We start from the raw sequence: 20,561 nt of genomic DNA on the forward strand, positions 1-20,561 counted from the left end.
ATGTCGTAAGCTTAATAAGACTAACGGATTTTCAATATGCTAGTTCAAATAACTGTAGTTGCGATCGCAGTAATCTTAGTGGGTATGGAAAATCGGCAGGCGCTTGCAGACTTGCAATCTTCTACTCAGGATAGCCCTAGTGGTATTGTGACACCGGAAGCTACGATCCCGATAGAGGGAGAGTATGCCAAATATGGTGATTATGTACGAGCGACTTCAGTAGATACCCAGGCGATGGAATTTTCTCAGAAAGTTGTAAAAGATATCCAGATTCGTTTTATTAATCAAAAAGGTGAATTGCACGATGATAAAGGTCAGCCGATCAAAGGACGTACTCAGAAAGATTTTATCATGGGTCTGCTGAGACTCAAACCTGGTCAGGTATTTCGTGAAGATTTACTTGAAGCAGACTTGCAACGATTGAGGAGATTAGAGTCATTTAATCAAGTCAATGTTTACCGAGAAGAAGATACCTCCAACATTAATATCATCTATGAAATCACAGAGCGTAGCTTCCCTTCTCTAATCTTAGGAGGCGGTAATAACGATGATGTTGGGCTATACGGTCGGGTGGGTTATAAAGATGCAAATATCAGTGGTCTTAACGATAAATTAGATACAATTGTGCAGATAAGCACTAAAGATGTCCAGTTTAATGGTCAATTCACTAGCCCTTATCGTCGTGAAGAACCAAACCGCTTAGGCTATAGCATTAGAGCTTTTCGTCGTCGAGATATATCGGGAACCTTCAACGAAGATATCAGATTAGCTAACGGCGACAAAGTGCGTGAGGGAAGATTTGGCGGTTCTGTGGCAGTTTTAGGAGCTTTTGATGACTGGGATACATCAGTGGCACTCAACTATACCAGAATTAGCCTACGCGATCACGAATATAACGTTGCCCAGGTCGATAGCTTAGGGAGTCCTCTATCTGTGAGCGGTACTGGCATTGATGACCTATTTACAGTATCATTTGCTGTATCCAGAGATCAACGCGATCGCAAAGACAATCCGACTCAAGGATCAATCCTCACCCTCAGCACAGAACAAGCGATTCCCATTGGACTAGGCAATATTTCCAGCAACCGCCTACGCGGAGATTATATTCAGTATTTACCAGTCAGTTGGATAGGTAAAGGTAAACCAACCAATAATCCCGAAATGTTGGCGATTAATTTACAAATTGGTACGACTATTGGAGATTTTCCCCCAGCTGATGCCTTTAATATTGGTGGGCTAGATTCTGTCAGAGGTTACGGTTATGGAAAAGTTGCCAGTGGTCGGAGTTATGGTTTAGCTTCGGTGGAATATCGTTTCCCAATTTTCCAGTCAATAGGAGGAGTTTTCTTTACTGACTTCGCCTCAGATTTCGGATCTAGCGACACCGTGCTAGGAGAACCAGGAGTGCTGCGAGACAAACCTGGAAGTGGCTTTGGTTACGGCTTAGGATTACGAGTCAACTCATCCTTTGGGCTGATTCGAGGCGACTTAGGAATTAGCGACCAAGGAGAAGTTAGATTTGAAGTTACCACAGGTCAGCGATTTTAATCCCAACTGTAGTTTTTACTCTGCGTTCCTACCCTGCGGGAAGGCGAAGCGCCTATGCGTTAACCTCTGCGTTCCTTTACGTTTAAATCTTCTCATCGTCTACATAACCAGTCGCAAAATCATCGCCTTTCGCTCCCAATTTCGATCTAGAAGTGAAACCGATTGAATTAGATAATTTTGCACTATCTGCTAACTTTTCAAACATTCAGAAGTGACATGAATAGAAAAATTTTCAAAAAAATTAAATTTGTTATTTTTCCCACTGTCTTGGCTTTGACAACGATAGGAATTAACTCTGCATATGCAGTGCTAATTGGCAATCCTATTAAACTATCAGAAGGGACAAGTTCATACGCTTCTGAACCATCCTTAGCATACAACAGTGTTGATCAAGAGTACATAGCTGTATGGAAAAATGTAACAATGGGCTTCCAAACTTTGACATCACAGAGGTTCACGACTACAGGTTCTTTAATTGAGGGAAACATCAACTTATTTCCTCGAAAGTTAAGTGTTATTTTTGGGCCAGTTATTGCTTATAACAGTACTGATAATCAATACTTAGTGAGTTTTGGAGTTCAAGGAAACCCAATTTTTCCTTATAATAGCTCTGTTGGTCAACTAATAACAGCAGATAGCGAGTTGATTGGAGACAATTTTTTAATCAGTAGTGCAGCGCAAGAAATTAGTCTACTTTATAATCCTCAAGTTAACAAATATTTGCAGACAGCTAGAGCCTTCGACCCAGATAGCATCTATCCATCTAACATAATCTTGGGGCAGCGAATTAAATCGGATGGAACCTTAATTAATTCTAACATTCGTCTTGATACTTCTAATGAAAGCGGCCCCAATGGGCAGGTTGCATTGGATAGTGTTCACAACCGATATTTAGCAACCTGGCGGGATCAAGGAAGTTCTTTCGGGAGCAACTATACGTTACAAGGTCGTTTTATTAATGCAGACAGTGGACTGATAAGCAAACAATTTGAAATTGTACCGCCGCCAGATTTTAAATCAGGTACAACGCCTCTAATACCCATCAGAACAAGTTTTGACCCTATTAGTCAAAAATTCCTTGTTGTTTATGGACTTGCGAATGATACACAAATCCGTGGTCACTTTCTTGATGAGAATGGAAGACCAATTGGCAGTGATATTATTTTAGATAGAAATTTCACTTACGATAACTTTTCTGTTACTTTTAATAAAACATTACAAGTTTATTTAGTTGCATGGACAAGCGACTCTGGCTTAATTGGGCAGTTTATAGGTACATCAGGCAATATAATCGGCGATCGCTTCACTATTGCTTCAGGAATTAAGTCGTCAGTTATTGCTAATATTGCTAATAATGATTTAGGAGAATTTGTCATCGCTTGGCAAACACAAGGTACGCAAGCAGGTATCTTTGCTCAACGTATTAATACATCTTCTTCCTCCATTCCTGAACCGTCTACTATCTTTGGTATAGGTGTAATCCTTGCTGCTCTACCAATGCTGAAAAAGGAGTATGCTACGAGAAACAAGAAGGCTTTGGAAAAAGTTTGATTTCTGAGGTTTTTTGTCCAGAATAGGACTTACGCAAAATATCTCTGAAACTCTGATTTCTACCGTTAGCGCAGCGTCTCCCCTTGGGAGAAGTTCAGAGACGCTCGCGGACTCGCTACCGCTACGCTAACGGCGGAAGCCGCCGCTCTGACTTGTCTTTGTATACTCTGCGCCTCTGCGGTTCGTTATTTCGATGTATAAGTGAAGCCGATTGAATTAGATAATATAGTAGCGAATGATCATATAGGCGATCGCTCGATATTGTTTGAGTTGGGCAAAAAAATTCTCACTTCCGTTGTCGTGCTTTGTATAAATCTTTGTCATATTCACGTTGGAGAATGCGATTGTGTTTGGGCGGAATTACCACCGTTTTGCTATGCTGTTCAAGTCGTTCAATTACGCGCTCATCAGCATCGTATCCTTTGTCTGCAATCAGTGTATCGGCTGCAAGGTCTTCGAGTAACACCTCGGCTCCATCAAGATCACATGCTCGTCCTTGAGTCAAATGAAAGCCAGTTAGATTACCCAAGGCATCGACCAAGGCGTGAATTTTCGTACTTAGTCCACCTTTACCGCGACCGATGGCTTCTCTCTTAGCATGATACCTATTTGATGACACGCCTTAGTCACAAGGCAGAAATTGCCGCGATCGCACAAATATCCTGTATCAGGCGATCGCAGCAATTATTAAGTCTCCCAAGATTAGCTAAATTACGATTCTTCAAACAGGCGATCGCCTTTATGCAACCGATCTGCAATTTGATAGGTTTGCCCTTGCGATCGCATTGTGGGTGCGTGTGCTGCTAAATAACGAGCAGCAGCAACTAGTACATGGATACCAGCAGGAGTTTCACCCAACAGCGAGTATTGTCTAAAAGCTGCTTCTATTTCCTGAATCACATGAAACTCCCGATTTTCTCGCAGCATCAACTTACCCAACATTGCCATCAGTCGCTCAACAGAGCCGCCACTATACAAATAATCAGCCACTAACTGACCTGTCTGATTTACTTGTTGTTGGCGATTTAATAAATCCGGTAGTTGGTTGAGCAATTCTTCAGGATTTTGAGCAGAGTCTTTTGGTTCTGGGAGTCTTGCTGGTGGCACATTCAAAAAACGATTCAGATATACACTCATAGCAGCATCAAACACACCTCGTAGTAATTCAAGCGTTGGCACTCGTCGTAATCCTTGATGCACCGCATTGGCAAAAGTGAACGGATGGTGCGCTGAATTCCAGTCGCCAAAATCGTTGTTAGTGTGGAAACGGGCTACCCGAAGTGCTGCTGTGTACGTAACTACACCTGCCAATTGTTCTTCAGTACAACCAGCTTCCAGAGCAGTCAAAAGAGAGTTGATAATTTTCTGTGGGTCTTCCCCTAACAAAATCGGCACCAATTCCTCCTCACCTGACCAAGTTCCTTGTCGAGGTTGTCCTGCTGCCAAAACCATAGGTAACTGCTCAAAGGCAGATTTCAGAATTCCAGCTAAATCTAGAGGGTAACACCAGGAATTGGATTCTTCCATGCGGGAAGCAGTTGCTAAACCAGAAACTAGACTTGCCAAAACTGACTCTGCCCCTTGCCAATCAACGGCATCCAGGGCTTCCAGTGCCTTGTTAATGAAGTCGAGTACATGACCGCTATCAATGTAACAGTGGTCTGTAGCTGATGTGAACAGCATGTCTGCAAGTTGCTCAGAATTAGCTCCCGCCCGAATTGCAGATACCAAACATCTCTCTGCTGCTTCACTATCACGCACCTCAATAAACTGGCAAAACCAGCTTTTGAGGGTACTGAGGTCAACAGTAGAATTGGGCAATGGATGAACTACGAAGTGGGGCGGCGCTCCAGTGCTATCACTAGCGACTGCTGAAAGTCCTTGAAAAAGGGCGCGGGGTTTGTCTTCTGCATCTAGATAAGGCAGCAAATTCATCATGCAAGTATGGATAGTTAAGCCTGTACTCCAGCCTGCTTTGTTGTAACGTGTGCCAAATTCCAGTCCCACCTGAAATGGTTCGGTAAAATCTACCCCCATGTCTAATAATGCGATCGCTGATTTGGCAATAACTAACGAAATATTCTGTTCTAAACCATCCTGAAGACGTTGGCTGTGGTGGGCATAGAGGTTAACTGGGGGATCTAAATTTACCCAAACTTCCCCATCGCGGATTTCCACACCAAAGGAGGGAACATCATCTGCCCAAGAGTCAAATGTTCCGCCACTAGCGAGATCGAAACGGGCATAGTGCCAAGGGCAAGTCACAATGCCATTTTTGCAAGTGCTTCCGTGGAGGGGAAAGCCCATATGAGGACAACGGTTGTCAATTGCATAGACTTTATTGTGTGAGTAAAACAGAGCAATGGTATGTTTTTCGCTGCGAACCAACAAACTACCTGCTGCTTGAACATCTACAAATTTAGCAACACGGATGTATTTGTCTGTATGGATTAGGGCTGTAAATTTTTCAATCATTTCAGTTTTCCACAAAAGTGATGTAAAAACTCCTACTCGCACTCTGGCGAACTTTCTAACGGTTTGGACAATGATGCAATTGTAATTTTTGTTAACTGGTAGGGCATTTACGAAAAAGGTGATTGGTGACGACAATGTAACAAGGCATAACACCACTGCATTAAGACAATTGGCAAAATCGTTACTTAGGACTAGAACCAGTGCGAATTCTATAAGCCTCAGTGCATTAAGGGAGCAACGCAATTTTGTGAGATCGGGTTTGAATTCTCAGTTACATAGGCAGATTCTCAATAAAAATAGCTATCTCGCTGCGATGCCTGCGGCAGTCACTGAGCTTGCCGTACCACTCACTTCCCTACGGGACGGAAGCAAGCTACGCGCAGCGTCTCGTAGAGAAGTACGGGCGTAGCTGCGGCACTATTAAACAGGTGGTTTATACCCCTAATTTTTAGCACCTCACAAAATCGCGTTGCTCATGTGCATTAACTACAAGCACATAATCAAGGCTTGAGGCGATCATTGAATGAAATAGTCATTTCTTTTCGGCAAAGTTTAGATTTTCCAGCCTCCTAGTTCGGCGTTTCGAGTTCTGAGCATCAAGTTCCAAGATAAAAGCTCGGCGTTTCGAGTTCTAAGCTTGAACCATGAGGCTCAAAGGTGGAATGATGAAGTTGAAAAGGCGATGTCTACGATGGTCACTGAGCTTTGTCGAAGTGCGGGCTACGCCTACGCACCATTTCCCCCAATCCCCAGATGAGTCATCAAGTCCCCCACTCCTGAGAGGACAAGAGTTTTAGTTTGTTTTACTTTGATTTACATAGATTGTTTTTCTTGTGCTGACTTACTTAATAAAAGGCTATTTATAAAGTAAATATTAAGTAGGGTGTGTTACGGCTATGCAAGGATTTGGGAGTTCGAGAGAGTGAGAAGTAGCCGTAACGCACCATGTTTCTCGGTGCGTTAAGCGTTGCTATAACGCACCCGACAATTTAAGGTTTACTTTATAAATTATCTCTAACTAAAAAAAATAGGAGAAGCATGAAAAGTTTTATCCTCTTCACAGCCCGTGATTTTCAGTCAAGGGTTGCTTACTGATTTAGATCCAAATTATTGCCAAACTTTTATCCTATACCTTGCTTTTAATAAACATACTGATAGTAAGTAATTCATGATTATTTGTCAAATTCATAGAATAAATAATGTCTATGCATGAAATAAATTTGCAGCAATTGGATCTTAATCTTTTACTGGTGTTATATGCCTTGCTGCAAGAGCGTAACGTCACGAATGCTGGAGAAAAAATTGGTTTGAGTCAATCAGCTACCAGTAACGCACTTGGGCGATTACGCCAAGTGTTCAACGATCCATTACTTGTGCGGTCTAAGAAAGGCATGGTTCTTACACCACGTGCTCAAGAGCTACTCGAACCACTACAGAAAATTTTGTTAAATATTGAGCAGTTAATTCAACCAAGCAGTTTTGAACCTAAAACAGCACAAGGTACAATCCAGCTAGCTGCATCAGATTACGCAACCGTTTTGATTCTTCCAAAGGTTTTGAAGCAAATTTCTCAACAGGCTCCTCAACTGAATTTGGAATGCCATCATTGGCGTTCTGACACATTAGATTTACTGAGAAATGGAGTTATTGATCTAGGCTTAGGAGTTCCTAATCTACCAAAAACTTCGGAGTTTAGGTTCCAAAAGTTATTTGTAGAAGATTATGTATCTGTAGTTCGGGCTGACCATCCCATTACTCAAATGGATCTTACAATTGAATCTTATGTTGCTTGGCCACATGCCTTCATTACGCCTATAAACGCAATACCGGGTTCGACTAAAACCCTTGTGGATACTGTGTTAGAAGGCTTAGGCGTGAAGCGTCGAGTGATGTTGAAGTTACCACATTTTCTCTCGGCTCCTCTAATAGTCGCTCAGACTGATCTCATTGTTACGTTGCCTAGTCGAATTGCAATGCTCTTTGCTGAATATACAAACCTTGCTATCCTTAAACCACCGATTGAACTTGGTAACTACAATTTTCTACAGATTTGGCATGAACGTTGCGATCACGATCCGCTACACATTTGGCTACGTGAGCTAATAGCGTCCCAAACTCAGCACCTCTGAAACAAAGAGAAAAAGCGTCGTTCCAGGCACTTAAAAATTTCTAAACGTACAAAAAACCTGAACGGGCACAGTGACCCCCTTTAGGAAAAAATGAATACCATAAATTGCCTCAAGAGAGATTTGTGTAGACCGTGGCTTTTTAATGCCAGTTTTGACGCTGATATCTAGAGTTGCTGTTCTTGCCGGACAGAACACACACCCAAAGCAGAAAATTGGACCGAAAGGAGAAATCACCATGACCCTGACAATGACACCCACCATTACCGCCTTTGAACGGTCGCCTGATGGCGGCAAGGGACTGGCGCGTGACATGCGCGTTCGCTGGGCGCTCGAAGAAGTGGGCCAACCTTACAACGTTCGTCTTGTTTCGTTCAGTGAGATGAAGCAACCCGCGCACCGTGCGCTTCATCCTTTCGGGCAAATTCCAACCTATGAGGAGTGTGATCTCGTTCTGTTCGAGTCGGGGGCGATAGTGTTCCATATCGCGGAGCGCCATACAGGGCTGTTGCCAGACGATGTGAATAGTCGAGCGCGAGCGATCGCATGGATGTTTGCCGCACTTAACACGATGGAGCCGCCAATCGTTGATCGGGAAATCGCCACGTACTTAGAGCGTGATGAGGCCTGGTACGAGCAGCGCCTGCGTGTCGTCGAAGGTCGCATCCGTAACCGGCTCTTAGAACTTTCCAGTCACCTTGGAGATGCCGAGTGGCTCGATGGCGCATTCAGCGCAGGCGACCTGATGATGGTGGAAGTGCTGCTCAGGTTGAAAGACTCGGGTATACTCGAGGATTATCCGAATCTCTCTACCTATGTCGCCCGTGGCGAAGCGCGGCCCGCCTTCAAGCGTGCTTTCGCCGCTCAATTAGCGGTTTTCACTGGCAAGCAACCGACTGGCTGACTAGCGCAAAAGATAGATATAACACTATTACCCATAGTGTTACATCGGAAGCTAACTATGCGCCTCGCCCAGTGATTTGGTACTTCCCTTGAATTTTGGCTGACCGCTTTTTTTCACCATTTAGTCTAAACTCCAGTCATCTAACGCTAGGAGTGTTTACTAAAAATAGGTTTCAATACTCACAGGCTTTAGAAGAAGTGCGACAGTTAGATTTAGATTATTATATCGTCGACAAAGTAAATCTATTGAAGATTACTGATGTGAAGAGACAAATAGTCTGGAGCCAAGAATATATATTACCAATCTGAACATGAAAAACTTGCAAGTTATAGAAAAAGCATTTTCATCCGTCCCGATTATTGATATTCAGGCACTAGTTTCTGGAAAAGGCGATTACTATTCGGTCGCCTCTCAAATCAAACAAGCATGTCGAGAATCAGGGTTTTTCTATATTATCGGACATGGCGTGGACGAAAATTTGCAGCAACGACTCGAAGAACTCAGCCGCCAGTTTTTCGCCCAGGATTTGGAAACTAAACTTAAAATCCGCATGGCTTTGGCAGGTATTGCATGGCGAGGTTATTTCCCTATTGGTGGCGAACTGACATCCGATAAACCCGATTTGAAAGAAGGTATTTACTTTGGCGCTCAACTGGGAGAAGAACACCCACTAGTACAAGCTGGTACTCCTATGCATGGTTCCAACCTCTTCCCCGCCAGCATCCCCCAATTTGGCGAAACAGTGCTTGAATATATGGAGGCGATGACAAACTTGGGACGCACTCTGATGATTGGTATAGCCCTAAGTTTGGGATTGGAAGAATCCTACTTTGCTGACCGTTATACCTCAGATCCTTTAGTGCTGTTTCGCATCTTCAACTATCCTCCTAATTTATCACCGTCAGATGGTGAACCGATATGGGGCGTTGGTGAACATACTGATTATGGCGTTCTGACCATTCTCAAGCAGGACGACTCAGGCGGATTAGAAGTTAAATCCAAGTCAGGTTGGGTTGCTGCACCTCCCGTTCCCGGTTCCTTTGTGTGCAACATTGGCGATATGTTAGAGAAGATGACGGCAGGTTTGTATCGTTCTACACCTCATCGTGTACAGAACCAGTCCCAAAATCATCGCCTTTCGTTCCCCTTCTTTTTCGCTCCCAATTTCGATGTAGAAGTGAAGCCGATTGAATTAGATAATATAGTAGCGAATGATCATATAGGCGATCGCTGGGATCAAGCTAACGTTCATGATTTTCGCGGAACCTATGGTGATTATGTGTTGAGTAAGGTGTCTAAAGTTTTTCCCGAATTGCGGCGATCGGTATTATAGGGTTTGAAGCCTTTTCTTCTTTATGAGTCCCCTTCTGGTTAGGTTCCTGGATGTCAAATGCGCCCAAGGGTAGGTGTACAAATTCCCCAGCCGAAAAAAGTGTTTCTATCTCAACCCTAGCAAGCATTTCACCCCACTAATCACCCAATTCTCATCCGCGCAATCTTTGAAATGCTTACAAAAAGTGGGTTTCAGCCTTGAAGCTTTCCCGACACTCTTCCTAAACGAATTCTGTAATGCTATAACTGCTCATTGCAATTCATCAAAATCCCTATTAGGGATTAAAACAGAACATAGTTAAAGCCTGATATAAAAACTTAGATTTATTCTTCAATCCAAAATTCAAAATTCAAAATCTAAAATTGAATGACTCCTACTGCTTCTCAACAGATAGCTTGCTTGTTAAGCTGATCCGTGGTTTGATTTAAATACGGCATCTCTATCAACTTAACGTAGTTTGTTGACGACTCAATTACCACAAATTAACTTGTCAGCCACAAAGTAAATATAAAACTTTCCATGCCTATCCAAACTATTGGTATTTTAAGTCCAGGTGATATGGGACAGGCGATCGCAGCTGTTCTGAATCAAAATGGATTGAAAACTATTGCAGCTCTAGACGATCGCAGTGAACGAACTCGCCAATTAGCAGCCGCAGCCAACATCCAAGATGTGGGTTCCCTCAGACAACTGGTAATTGAATCTGATGTAATCTTATCAGTTCTAGTCTCCGCAGCAGCCACCGAAGCAGCAAAGGAAGTAGCTGAGGCGATCAGCAATGTTGGTAAACCCATTCTCTACGTTGACTGTAATGCGATCGCACCCCAAAAAGTCATAAATATCAGCCAACTTATCGAATCAGTTGGGGGAACATTCGTAGATGCATCAATTATTGGCCCACCACCGCGAGTTCCCAATCGCACCCGCATTTATACTTCGGGAAAACAGGCCAATCAACTCCAACAACTGCGAGATCATGGCTTAGATGTGCGGCTGATTGGTGATGAAATTGGTCAGGCTTCCGGGTTGAAAATGTGCTACGCAGCTCTGACAAAAGGACTGACAGCAATCGGCACAGAATTGCTAATAGCAGCCCATCGTTTAGGGTTGGATCAGGAACTATGGGATGAAGTGTCTAGTAGCCAAAAGGAACTTGCTAGCATCTTAACCCGTTCCATTCCATCGATGACACCGAAAGCGCATCGTTGGATAGGAGAAATGGAAGAGATTGCAGAAACCTTTAAAGAGTTAGGTCTGACTGAGCGCATTTTTTACGGAGCAGCCGATGTTTACCGCTTGGTGAAAGAAACCTCCTTAGGTAAGGAAACACCAGAAGAGTCTAATCGCGATCGTCCACTGAACGAAATCATTACAATCCTCTCCAACCAAGCAAGCTCCGACACCTAATCTTGAGTATTTTATAGCGGTTCTGAGCTGCATCAAGTAGATCATATCCAAACCCCTCTCCTTATTAAGGAGAGGGGAGATAAAGCAATACGCTTAGGTTAAGCATTTGTTTCTTCTCTCGGTGTCGCGCCAGTTGCTACAAGTCGGGGAACCCGCCCAACGCACTGGCTTCTCTGCGCCTCTGTGGTTCGTTAAAAAAATTGACTTTGACAAAGGATTTTAGCCTTAACACCAAGCGTATTGGGAGATAAAGCGGGGTGAGGTTAGCTCTATGTCCCTAGATTAGGAAACACTATAGATAGATGGGGAAAAAAGCGGGAATCTATGACTCAAGAGCAATGGACTGCGGTTGACCGTTACTTTACCGATCTGCTTGTGCCGCCCGACCCCGCGCTGGATGCGGCGCTCCAGACCAGCGCTGCCGCCGGACTGCCACCACACAACGTTTCGCCAAATCAGGGCAAGCTGCTGCTGCTGTTGGCGCAAATCCAAGGGGCGCGAACCATCCTGGAGATTGGCACGCTGGGCGGCTACAGTACTATCTGGCTGGCGCGGGCGCTACCCAGCGACGGGCGTCTGATCACGCTGGAGGCTGACCCAAAGCACGCCGAAGTCGCCCGTGCCAACATCGCCCACGCGGGTCTGTCCGACATTGTTGACCTCCGCTTCGGACAGGCACTCTCGACGCTGCCACAGATTGCCGCCGAGGGTAACAGCCCATTTGACCTGATCTTCATTGACGCTGACAAGCCAAACAATCCGCATTACTTGGCGTGGGCGCTCAAGCTTTCTCGTCGCGGCAGCCTGATCATCGCCGATAATGTCGTGCGTAACGGAGCGGTGATTGATCCAAGCAGCAGCGATCCTAGCGTCCAGGGAGTGCGCCGCTTCAACGAATTGCTTGCCTCTGAGCCGCGTGTCAGCGCCACCGCAATCCAGACCGTGGGCAGCAAAGGGTACGACGGCTTTGCGATCGCGATCGTCACCACTGACTAATAGGGCATTGAGCCAAGAGCAATCAGGGACATCCCTCTCTTTACTAAGGCTACAGTGTACAGACAAGTGTCTTGACCTGCAATGCCATTGCATCGACAATGCCATTGCATCGACTGACAGTGCCATTGCATCGACTGACAATGCTTTGCATGAGAATCAGAAGCCTTATCAAGCTAAGTTTTTAGGACTTGTGTGTACACCGTAGCTTTACTAAGGAGAGGAATTCCGGTCAACCAATCGGGCGATTACCAGGATTGACTGCATGAATATATTCACTACCCGATCGCGGTCTTCCTCGTTTGTAATAAGCTTCTTCTGGTTTACCCCATCCTAGCTGCAAAATCATTTCCAAAAAGCTAGAATTTTCCCATTTACACAAACTTGCCCATTCTGTTCTTTGAACAATTCTCTCTAGATCAGATGTGACAATTTGTTGGTATTGTTTACTATTATTGAAACTCAAGTATAAATCCATCCCCATAGATACTTCATACCAAAATTCTACGATGGAATTTTTAGCAGCTTTTAATATCTCTAAGTCACTGATGAGGGCTATTAACTCGGTGTCTACTTCGGGATAGTTCAAGTTTTTACCTTTGACTGTCACTTCGCGCCAGATAATACCTGAAATTCGATTTTCCCTTTGATAATCATGAATTGCAGTTTTGAAATCTTGATACGCAGTGAACTGTTGCAGCCCATCAGTTCTAAGAAACTGGTCAATTAGAGGATTGCCAGAGACTTTTATTTCTAATTTTAGGCGTTTTCCATTGAGGCAGGCTTGACGTTCAGCTGCCAAAATTTGAATTAGCTCCTGGGTTGTGTAAACCTTTGACATCAGAATACACTCTAGTTAGTCATTGGTCATTGGTCATTGGTTATTGGTCATTAGTCATTTGTTACAGACTATAGACTATGGATTAACTTTTTAATCTGTTAACACTGATATTTAAATATTATCCTTTGGCATCGGCAGAAATGTAGTAACAGATAGCACTAAAAATTAGGGCAGACCAATTTGGTCTACCCCATAAGTTACCTAGCTAACTCACTACTGAACTCATTGAAGGCTCGCCGCTTTAGCTGTGCTGTTTCCGTGCGTGGTAACAAATCAAAGATTTTGCGAAATTCATCGTCTATCTCTTCAAAAGCTACTTGACCCTTCTTATTCAAAACTACCTCACCGGATTTATTAAACACCACGACTTGAGGAACACCCCCAGAATAGTAATATCCTGGTTCTGTAGGGTTGTAGCTCTGTTTAGGCGGGATAGTATCTACATTAATCGGCATAATCTCTGCTACCCGACCATAGAATTCCTGTACCCGTGAAATCGAAATGGCGTATCTTTTAGAATCGCTGCTGTCATCGAGATAAAAAGCCAAAAATACGGGTTTATGTTGCGCTAAAGTCTGTGCCAGTGTCTGTCTGGGAGGAACCAATGAACCATTGCCAGCATAAACGACAAAGATGTTGCCATCATATAAATCATTATTAAGACCAGCATATGCAGGTTGCATACTGAGAATGAACAGACTTGCAAGCAACAACAGGCATTTGGACAACCACCTTCGCCAGCCAGTAATTTGTTTATGTAAAAAAAGAAACTTTATGCTATTCATCAAAAGGAACCTTGCAAGCTACTACTTGTCGTGAGTTTGTGCTGAATTCGGCAAACTGGGCTGGATATGTAATTACACCCGCGCACTATTTTTTAAGATAACGCCTACTGAGATTATCTATCGGAAGTGGAAGTGGCGGATGAAAGGGGAGTTAACGCTTTTTCATCACTCTCATGAGATAATAATAGAGTTAAATGTCGCAAACCCTTTGCTGATGTAGGTTTTAGGTAAGAGAGCCTGCTGAAACTATAAAATTTGTTGACGATTAATATGAATGCTACAAAAGGCTATTTCTAAAAGTGATATCAATTCTTTAATTTACTTAAACCTTGGCTTAGGGTCTTTCCAATTTCACATTTCTCGTCAATTAAAGGGTTTAAGACTTTGACATTCTGAAGCGTTCTAGGCAGTCGGGAATCTCCAAAGCGTTTGCTATAGCGGTCATACTATTCGGCTGGAGCTAGTGACTTCAGGCAACTGGGAGTTAAAAGCCGTAAAAACTATAAATAAATTTAATAAATACTCAGGTTTTTATAGCGATAGATCCTCAATATTTGCCCTCTGATGTCAATTTTATGGAAAAATTACTGTAGTGTTAGATATATTAGGACTTTTTAGACCATCTTACAGTAAATTACACAAATCTTGGTTTAATGCCTACCTAATATAGTCAAAATAGCCTCTATTAGTAGCTCTGGTTCAATTGGTTTGGAAATATGGCGTTGAAATCCGGCGGCTAGTGCTTGTTGTTGATCAATTTCTCCAGCATAAGCAGTAAGGGCGATCGCTGGAATTTCTCCGCCTTGGTCAGGCGACTGCTTTCTAATTTGACGAATTAGTGTGTAGCCATCCATATCAGGCATACCAATATCACTAATTAGCAAATCAAATTTTGCTTGCTTTAAACTGCTCAGAGCTTGACTAGCTGAGTCCGCTTCAGTCACTTGCGCCCCATACTGTTCTAGCAGGAAGGCGATAAACTCCCGCGAATCTCTGTCATCATCTACAAGCAACGCTTGCAATTTATTTAGATTGAAGTCTGAGGGATTATCAAACTCAGTATCATCTTGATTCTGTTTTACCGCAGCGATAAATGGAAGCTTGACTGTAAATGTTGCTCCTAGCCCTTCTCCAGGACTCGTCGCCTGAACGGTTCCTCCGTGCAGCTCAACCAAATGACGCACGATCGCTAACCCCAACCCCAACCCCCCAAATCTTCGGGTCGTTGTCCCATCGGCTTGGCGGAAGTAGTCAAAGACGTAGGGCAGAAAGTCACCAGAGATGCCCTTGCCAGTGTCGCTGACAATGATTTGAGCATATTCCAAAGGATGAGTATCTACTTCATTCATCCCTTCACCTTCATCGTTGATCCTTTTTAACTGCACCTTTACTCGACCACCGTGTGGGGTAAATTTAATCGCATTAGAAAGTAAATTCCAAACAACCTGTTGCAGGCGACCGGAATCACCCAACACTTGGGCAATGTTCGATTCAAATATTGATTCAATTTGAATAGATTTAGCTTCAGCCGCAAGCCGCACGGTTTCAAGGGCAGCTTTGATGGTGAATGTTAAACCAATTGGCAGTGTATTCAAACTCAACTTGCCTTGGAGAATACGCGAGACATCGAGCAGATCCTCGATTAGTTGTGCTTGGAGTTTGGCATTGCGTTCGATCGTTTCGAGCGCATACTGAGTTTTGGCTGCGTCCTGCTGAGTCCTTTGTAGAATTCTTGCCCAACCCAAAATTGGATTCAGGGGCGATCGCAATTCATGAGACAGCACTGCTAGAAACTCATCTTTGATTCGGTTGGCTTGCTGTGCTTGTTCAGTTTTTTCTTGCAAGGAAATCATCAGCTGATTGAGGCGATCGTTCTGATCTTGCAGTAAGGTTTCTGCTTGTTTGCGCTCCGTAATATTTGACAGGATGAAAACCGCGCCTGTGAGAGTCCCCTGCTGATCAAATACCGGGTCGATAGTTTTGGCAAACCACTGTCCTTTGAACTGAAATTCGAGAATTTGCCGTTGATGAGTTTCTTTAGCACGGTGAAAACATGTGCCGTCGCCCATTCCCAATTCTGCGTCCATCAACTCATGGTGAGGACAACCTAAAATTTCCTGGGAGGGCTTGCAAAAAATCTGCATTATCGCTCGATTACAGCGCAGAATTATACCTTCTCGGTCTACTAGACATACGCCGTCGTTGATCGAGTCAAAGGTCGTTTGCCACTCTCGTGCTGAGGAGAGAGCAGCTTCCTCCGCCTGCCGAATTCGCAGCAGCGATCGCACCGTGGCAAGCAGTTCAATGGGTTCAACTGGTTGTGCTAGATAGGCATCGGCACCACTGTCTAAGCCTTCTGCTTTATCCTGGCTTTGGACAAAACTTGCAGAAAGGTGTAGCACGGGAATAAAAACCGTTTCGGGGTTTGCCTTAATTTGACGACAGACTTCAAAGCCGGTGATATCTGGTAGTTGGACATCCAAAATCACTAGAGCAGGCTGGTGCTCGACAACTGCCTCTAATCCTGTTGCTCCACTTGCTGCCTCGACGACTGTAAAGCCGGCATTTTGCAAAATACGGGACACAATGTAACGGTTGGTTTCATTATCATCAACATGCAGAATCGTCACCTGTGACTCAGACATTGCTTTTCTCCCAAGCACCCAGAACTAGTCCGGCTTTGACGAGCGCTTCTTGGAGTTGGGCAATTGCCGCCGTTTGAGAGCCTGTTTCTTTAGAAAGAATGGCGATGCTTTGTTCAGCTAAACGCTTGTGCACTTCTGCATCCAGTTGGACAGATGAGTGGATGATCACAGGAATCGACTGAGTGACGGAATTGTTTTTAAGCTGCTTGAGTACATCAAACCCGCTGATCTCTGGCATCTCCAAGTCAAGCACGATCACGCTTGGCTGCTGGCGTTGTGCCAAATTTAATCCTTCTTGCCCGTTCGCGGCTTCTAAAATACTCAACGGTGTATTTGCCAATAGTTTTTTTATAAGATACCGATAAGCGGGGTCATCGTCAATTAATAAAATTTTTTGAGGTCTATTCTGATTAATTAGCGCATTGAGTTTATTCAACAGCGGCAATCTGTCCACAGGCTTAATTAGAAAGCCGTTAGCTCCTAGCGCCAGTGCTTGCTTCTGGTTATCAATGATGGTAATAATCAGTACAGGGATGGTGCGAGTTGTTTCATCTCCTTTGATTTCTCGCAAGAACGTCCAGCCGTTTTCTCCTTCTAGCATAATATCTAGCATAATCGCCGCCGGTCGAAGTTGTTGTAAGGCAAGCCTTGCCTGGGCTAAGGTGCGGGTCGCAATTAATTGATAGGTTGACTCCTGAAGGTGCTTTTCGTAAATAAATAGTGTTTCTGGATGATCTTCAACCACCAGAATGGGCAGGCGAGTTGGCTCAAGTGATGTGATGGGTTGCAGTAGGGTGGGAAATTCAGTCGCATGTGGGTAGGCGATCGGAATTGATACCGTAAAGGTGGAGCCTTGACCCAGATCACTTGTAAGGGAAACGCTGCCGCCCAGTAGCTCTGCCAGCTTGCGCGATAACGGCAGTCCTAACCCGGTTCCCTTCACCTGCTTTTGCAAAGGGGACTCAATTTGCACAAAATCCTCAAAAATGCGCTCTTGATCGGCTGGAGCAATGCCGATGCCCGTATCTGATACGGAGAATATTACAGTATAACCTATTTGTATCGCACTAACGCGTACCTCTCCCTGCTCCGTAAATTTAAGCGCATTCGAGACAAAGTTTCTCAAAATTTGAGCGACTTTGCCCTCATCGGTATAGAGCGGAGGTATGGTATCGGGTTCCTCCACAATCAGAGCGACAGAGGAGCCTTGAACCAATAATGGGCGCAGCATTCCTCGCAGCGTGGCAAACAAGTCGCTGACTTCAAAGGAACTAGGACGCACTTCAATTTTGCCAGCTTCCACCTTTGCCAAATCCAGCAGGTCATTGACTAACTCTGATAATCCGCTCGCCGCCTTTTGGATAAATGTCACCTGCTTTTCTTGCTCGGTAGTCAAATCGCCATCCATCCGGGCCAGCAAGATCCGAGAGAGCGACAAAATCGAGTTCAGGGGGGTGCGAAACTCATGGCTCATGTTCGAGAGAAAACGGGTTTTTAGCTCGTTTACCTGTTGCAAAGAACTTGCCTTCTCATCCAGTTCTGCATAGAGGGCAATTACACCGCGATTGGTATCTTCTAGTTCCCGGTTTAGATGGGTAAGTTCTTCCTCGCGCTTCCGTAGCTCTGCCATTGCCCGCAGTAACTCCTGGTTTTGTCGCTGGATTTCTTCATAGGGATTCTGGGGCGATCGCCCGATCACGGTTTCTCGAATCTGCTGCAATTGCGAATCGGTGAAAATAGGTGTGCGCTTCGACAACCTTTTGCTCATCACCACCGTTGTTCCCTGTCCCGGCAGCGATTCAATCTCAAAGAAATCCATCAGTCTGCGGGTGCCCACGATGCCCAGCCCCATTCCTGTGCTAGAGGTGTAGCGTCCTGCCAAAACGTCTACCAGATTAGGAATGCCCCCACCCCAATCTTGAATCCGAATCAGAAACGCCTGAGGCTCTCTTTGCACACAAAATTCAACCCTTCCGCCTTTGGCATACTGAAACGCGTTGCGGGCAATTTCTGAAACTGCCGTTGCCAATCGTGCCTGATCTTGAGTATCCAAGCCCAACTGCTCGGCGATCTCGCGAGTTCGTTGCCGAGCTTGCACAACATCCTGTTCATAGTGGATTTCGATCGTGAAAACGATTGTCATCTGCCCATTCCTTTAACCACTAACACCGTTACATCGTCCCGTTCTCGGTTAAAGTCCCGGTATAGGACACCTGCAATCAAACTAGGATGTTTTTGACTCAAGCCTGGATAGCGATCAAGCTGCCACTTAGTGCCTAATCCGTCAGAATGCATAATTAAAAGTCCGTTGGAATACCAAGGGTAGCTAAACTCTTGAATTTTGCGGATTTCATGCCCGACCGTGCCGTTATGAGACAGCAGATTGTGGTGTTCAGTAAACGAGAAAATGCTGGCAGCGATATTGCCAATTCCGGCAAAGCAGACAGACTGTTGTTCAAAGTCTATTTCGGCAATGGCGAGTACTGCTCCTCGTGTACTTCGCAAGGCTGTGTGGGCAGCTTCCAGGATTGCACCAGGAGAACGATGATGATTGTCTTGAAAGATTCTCAGGGCTTGTGAAGCAGCACTGGCAGCCGCAGGTCCATGTCCTAAGCCATCGGCTACTAGCAACAGGCTACGGCGACCATCGACAACACAAGCCCAGGCATCTCCTGAAACGTCTTCTCCTCGTTTGGGCAAACAGATCGCCCCAATTTCTAAGGTCTTTTCAGGCGGATGGGGTGTTGAGTCTGACCAGAGGTGGGCGAGGAGCGCTGTCCCTTGGTTGGGAATGGAGTAAATTTCAAATAAACCAGAGAGGCGACGAATTGCGCCCATTCCATTGCCTGACGTTCCAGCTGTGGAAAAGCCATCTTGCAAACACTGATCTACATCGACCATGCCCGATCCTTTATCAAGCGACAAAACTTCAATGCCGACTGCTAAATGCTGGTTGAGCGTCCGCAGCAGCACCACTCCGCCATGAGCGTGCTGCACTAGATTGTTAGCAATCTCTGTTACCACAATGCCAACCTTGCCCCGTTCCGTTTCCTGAAAGCCGAGCCGAGTTGCCAAAGCCATCGCTACCCGTCGAGCTTCCCCGGTCTGGCTGGATTCAGTGATTGTGATAGCGACAGATTCTCTCATTTTATTTCCATCGTACAATTTTTACCCGTGTCCCTTCTCCCACCGCAGATTGAATTTCAAACTCGTTGGCAAGTCGTTTGGCACCGCCCAGCCCCATACCCAATCCACCCCCAGTAGTAAACCCATCCTTCAGCGCCAACTCAATATTAGAAATTCCCGGGCCATGATCTTCAAAGGTCAGCCTGAGTCCTCGTCGTCCCCCTTCCTGAAGCGTTTCTAGCTTTACTGTGCCGCCTCCTCCATAGTCTAGGGTATTGCGGGCTAACTCACTGGCGGCAGTCACAATTTTAGTTTGGTCTACTAAACCAAAGCCAATCTCCACAGCAAACTGGCGCACGGTCTGCCGAACTAAGACTACATCTGTAGAAGATTCAATGTCCATCGTTTCAGTCTTCTGGATCGTCATCTGCTCTCCATTTGGTGGCAGTGATTTGATCTGTGGTTTTATCGAGTGATGATCGCAACAGTGCCATGCCCTTTTCGACATTTAGGGCAGTGCGAATGCCCGTCAGCGATAGCCCCAATTCCACTAAGGTGATTGCGACAGCAGGCTGCATTCCAACGACAACTGTTTGTGCATCCAGCACCCTTGACATTCTGGCAATGTTGCTTAAAATTCTCCCAATGAAGGAATCAACAATCTCTAATGCAGAAATATCGATTAGGACACCGTGAGCATGAGTTTGAGTGATGCGGTTGGTCAGGTCATCCTGTAGCGTCATGGCGAGGCGATCGTGCATGTCTACTTGGATTGTCACAAGCAGTAAATCGCCCATTTTGAGTATGGGAATGCGTTCCATTGGTCT

The 20,561-nt window shown here is 44.9% G+C and carries 16 protein-coding genes; 7 read left to right on the forward strand and 9 right to left on the reverse strand.

The genetic code is table 11. The features are described from left to right. Nucleotides 1-36 precede the first annotated feature (36 nt). Both PUQ00_RS01815 and PUQ00_RS01820 read left to right on the forward strand, forming a co-directional pair. Nucleotides 37-1,548, forward strand: coding sequence for a BamA/TamA family outer membrane protein (locus PUQ00_RS01815; RefSeq protein WP_300412566.1), 1,512 nt, complete (start codon nt 37-39; stop codon nt 1,546-1,548). A gap of 216 nt (nt 1,549-1,764) precedes the next feature. Further along, a complete protein-coding gene (locus PUQ00_RS01820) occupies nt 1,765-3,099 on the forward strand; it encodes a hypothetical protein (protein WP_300412568.1) in 1,335 nt (444 codons plus the stop codon). 286 nt (nt 3,100-3,385) lie between these two features. On the opposite strand, the gene PUQ00_RS01825 is transcribed toward PUQ00_RS01820, so the two are convergent. Together PUQ00_RS01825 and PUQ00_RS01830 are read right to left on the reverse strand one after the other, a co-directional pair. Continuing rightward, on the reverse strand, nt 3,386-3,718 hold the full coding sequence (locus tag PUQ00_RS01825) for a transposase (RefSeq protein WP_300412570.1): 333 nt from the start codon (nt 3,716-3,718) through the stop codon (nt 3,386-3,388). Nucleotides 3,719-3,810: 92 nt separating this feature from the next. Beyond that, the gene (locus PUQ00_RS01830; protein WP_300412572.1) at nt 3,811-5,574 is read right to left on the reverse strand and encodes a Rieske (2Fe-2S) protein; all 1,764 of its coding nucleotides are present in this window, start codon (nt 5,572-5,574) and stop codon (nt 3,811-3,813) included. A gap of 1,205 nt (nt 5,575-6,779) precedes the next feature. Here PUQ00_RS01830 and PUQ00_RS01835 point away from each other — a divergent pair. The 5 genes from PUQ00_RS01835 (at nt 6,780) to PUQ00_RS01855 (ending at nt 12,340) form a co-directional block, all read left to right on the forward strand. Further along, on the forward strand, nt 6,780-7,703 hold the full coding sequence (locus tag PUQ00_RS01835) for a LysR family transcriptional regulator (protein ID WP_300412574.1): 924 nt from the start codon (nt 6,780-6,782) through the stop codon (nt 7,701-7,703). 235 nt (nt 7,704-7,938) lie between these two features. Beyond that, on the forward strand, nt 7,939-8,604 hold the full coding sequence (locus PUQ00_RS01840; RefSeq protein WP_300412576.1) for a glutathione S-transferase family protein: 666 nt from the start codon (nt 7,939-7,941) through the stop codon (nt 8,602-8,604). Nucleotides 8,605-8,914: 310 nt separating this feature from the next. Next, the gene (locus PUQ00_RS01845) at nt 8,915-9,937 is read left to right on the forward strand and encodes a 2-oxoglutarate and iron-dependent oxygenase domain-containing protein (RefSeq protein ID WP_300412578.1); all 1,023 of its coding nucleotides are present in this window, start codon (nt 8,915-8,917) and stop codon (nt 9,935-9,937) included. Nucleotides 9,938-10,456: 519 nt separating this feature from the next. After that, a complete protein-coding gene (locus PUQ00_RS01850; protein ID WP_300412580.1) occupies nt 10,457-11,344 on the forward strand; it encodes an NAD(P)-dependent oxidoreductase in 888 nt (295 codons plus the stop codon). Between the two features lie 324 nt (nt 11,345-11,668). Next, on the forward strand, nt 11,669-12,340 hold the full coding sequence (locus PUQ00_RS01855; RefSeq protein WP_300412582.1) for an O-methyltransferase: 672 nt from the start codon (nt 11,669-11,671) through the stop codon (nt 12,338-12,340). A 229-nt stretch (nt 12,341-12,569) separates the two neighbouring features. Here PUQ00_RS01855 and PUQ00_RS01860 read toward each other — a convergent pair whose 3' ends face one another. The 7 genes from PUQ00_RS01860 to PUQ00_RS01890 all read right to left on the reverse strand — a co-directional run bounded on the left by PUQ00_RS01860 (nt 12,570) and on the right by PUQ00_RS01890 (nt 20,555). After that, the gene (locus tag PUQ00_RS01860; RefSeq protein WP_300412584.1) at nt 12,570-13,178 is read right to left on the reverse strand and encodes a hypothetical protein; all 609 of its coding nucleotides are present in this window, start codon (nt 13,176-13,178) and stop codon (nt 12,570-12,572) included. Between the two features lie 197 nt (nt 13,179-13,375). Beyond that, the gene (locus PUQ00_RS01865) at nt 13,376-13,963 is read right to left on the reverse strand and encodes a thylakoid membrane photosystem I accumulation factor (protein WP_300412586.1); all 588 of its coding nucleotides are present in this window, start codon (nt 13,961-13,963) and stop codon (nt 13,376-13,378) included. A gap of 650 nt (nt 13,964-14,613) precedes the next feature. After that, on the reverse strand, nt 14,614-16,608 hold the full coding sequence (locus PUQ00_RS01870) for a response regulator (protein WP_300412588.1): 1,995 nt from the start codon (nt 16,606-16,608) through the stop codon (nt 14,614-14,616). Then, nucleotides 16,601-18,751, reverse strand: a complete 2,151-nt coding sequence (locus tag PUQ00_RS01875; protein ID WP_300412590.1) for an ATP-binding protein — start codon at nt 18,749-18,751, stop codon at nt 16,601-16,603. Before PUQ00_RS01875 ends, PUQ00_RS01870 begins: the two co-directional genes overlap by 8 nt. Beyond that, on the reverse strand, nt 18,748-19,755 hold the full coding sequence (locus PUQ00_RS01880; protein ID WP_300412592.1) for an ATP-binding protein/SpoIIE family protein phosphatase: 1,008 nt from the start codon (nt 19,753-19,755) through the stop codon (nt 18,748-18,750). The genes PUQ00_RS01875 and PUQ00_RS01880 overlap by 4 nt, the downstream gene beginning before the upstream one ends. A gap of 1 nt (nt 19,756) precedes the next feature. After that, on the reverse strand, nt 19,757-20,161 hold the full coding sequence (locus PUQ00_RS01885; RefSeq protein WP_300412594.1) for an anti-sigma regulatory factor: 405 nt from the start codon (nt 20,159-20,161) through the stop codon (nt 19,757-19,759). Next, complete coding sequence (locus PUQ00_RS01890; RefSeq protein ID WP_298920419.1) at nt 20,142-20,555, reverse strand: STAS domain-containing protein; 414 nt, start codon at nt 20,553-20,555, stop codon at nt 20,142-20,144. Before PUQ00_RS01890 ends, PUQ00_RS01885 begins: the two co-directional genes overlap by 20 nt. Between the last annotated feature and the right edge of the window lie 6 nt (nt 20,556-20,561).

Origin of the sequence: Nostoc sp. S13 (assembly GCF_029379315.1) — a bacterium.
Taxonomy (GTDB): Bacteria; Cyanobacteriota; Cyanobacteriia; order Cyanobacteriales; family Nostocaceae; genus Nostoc.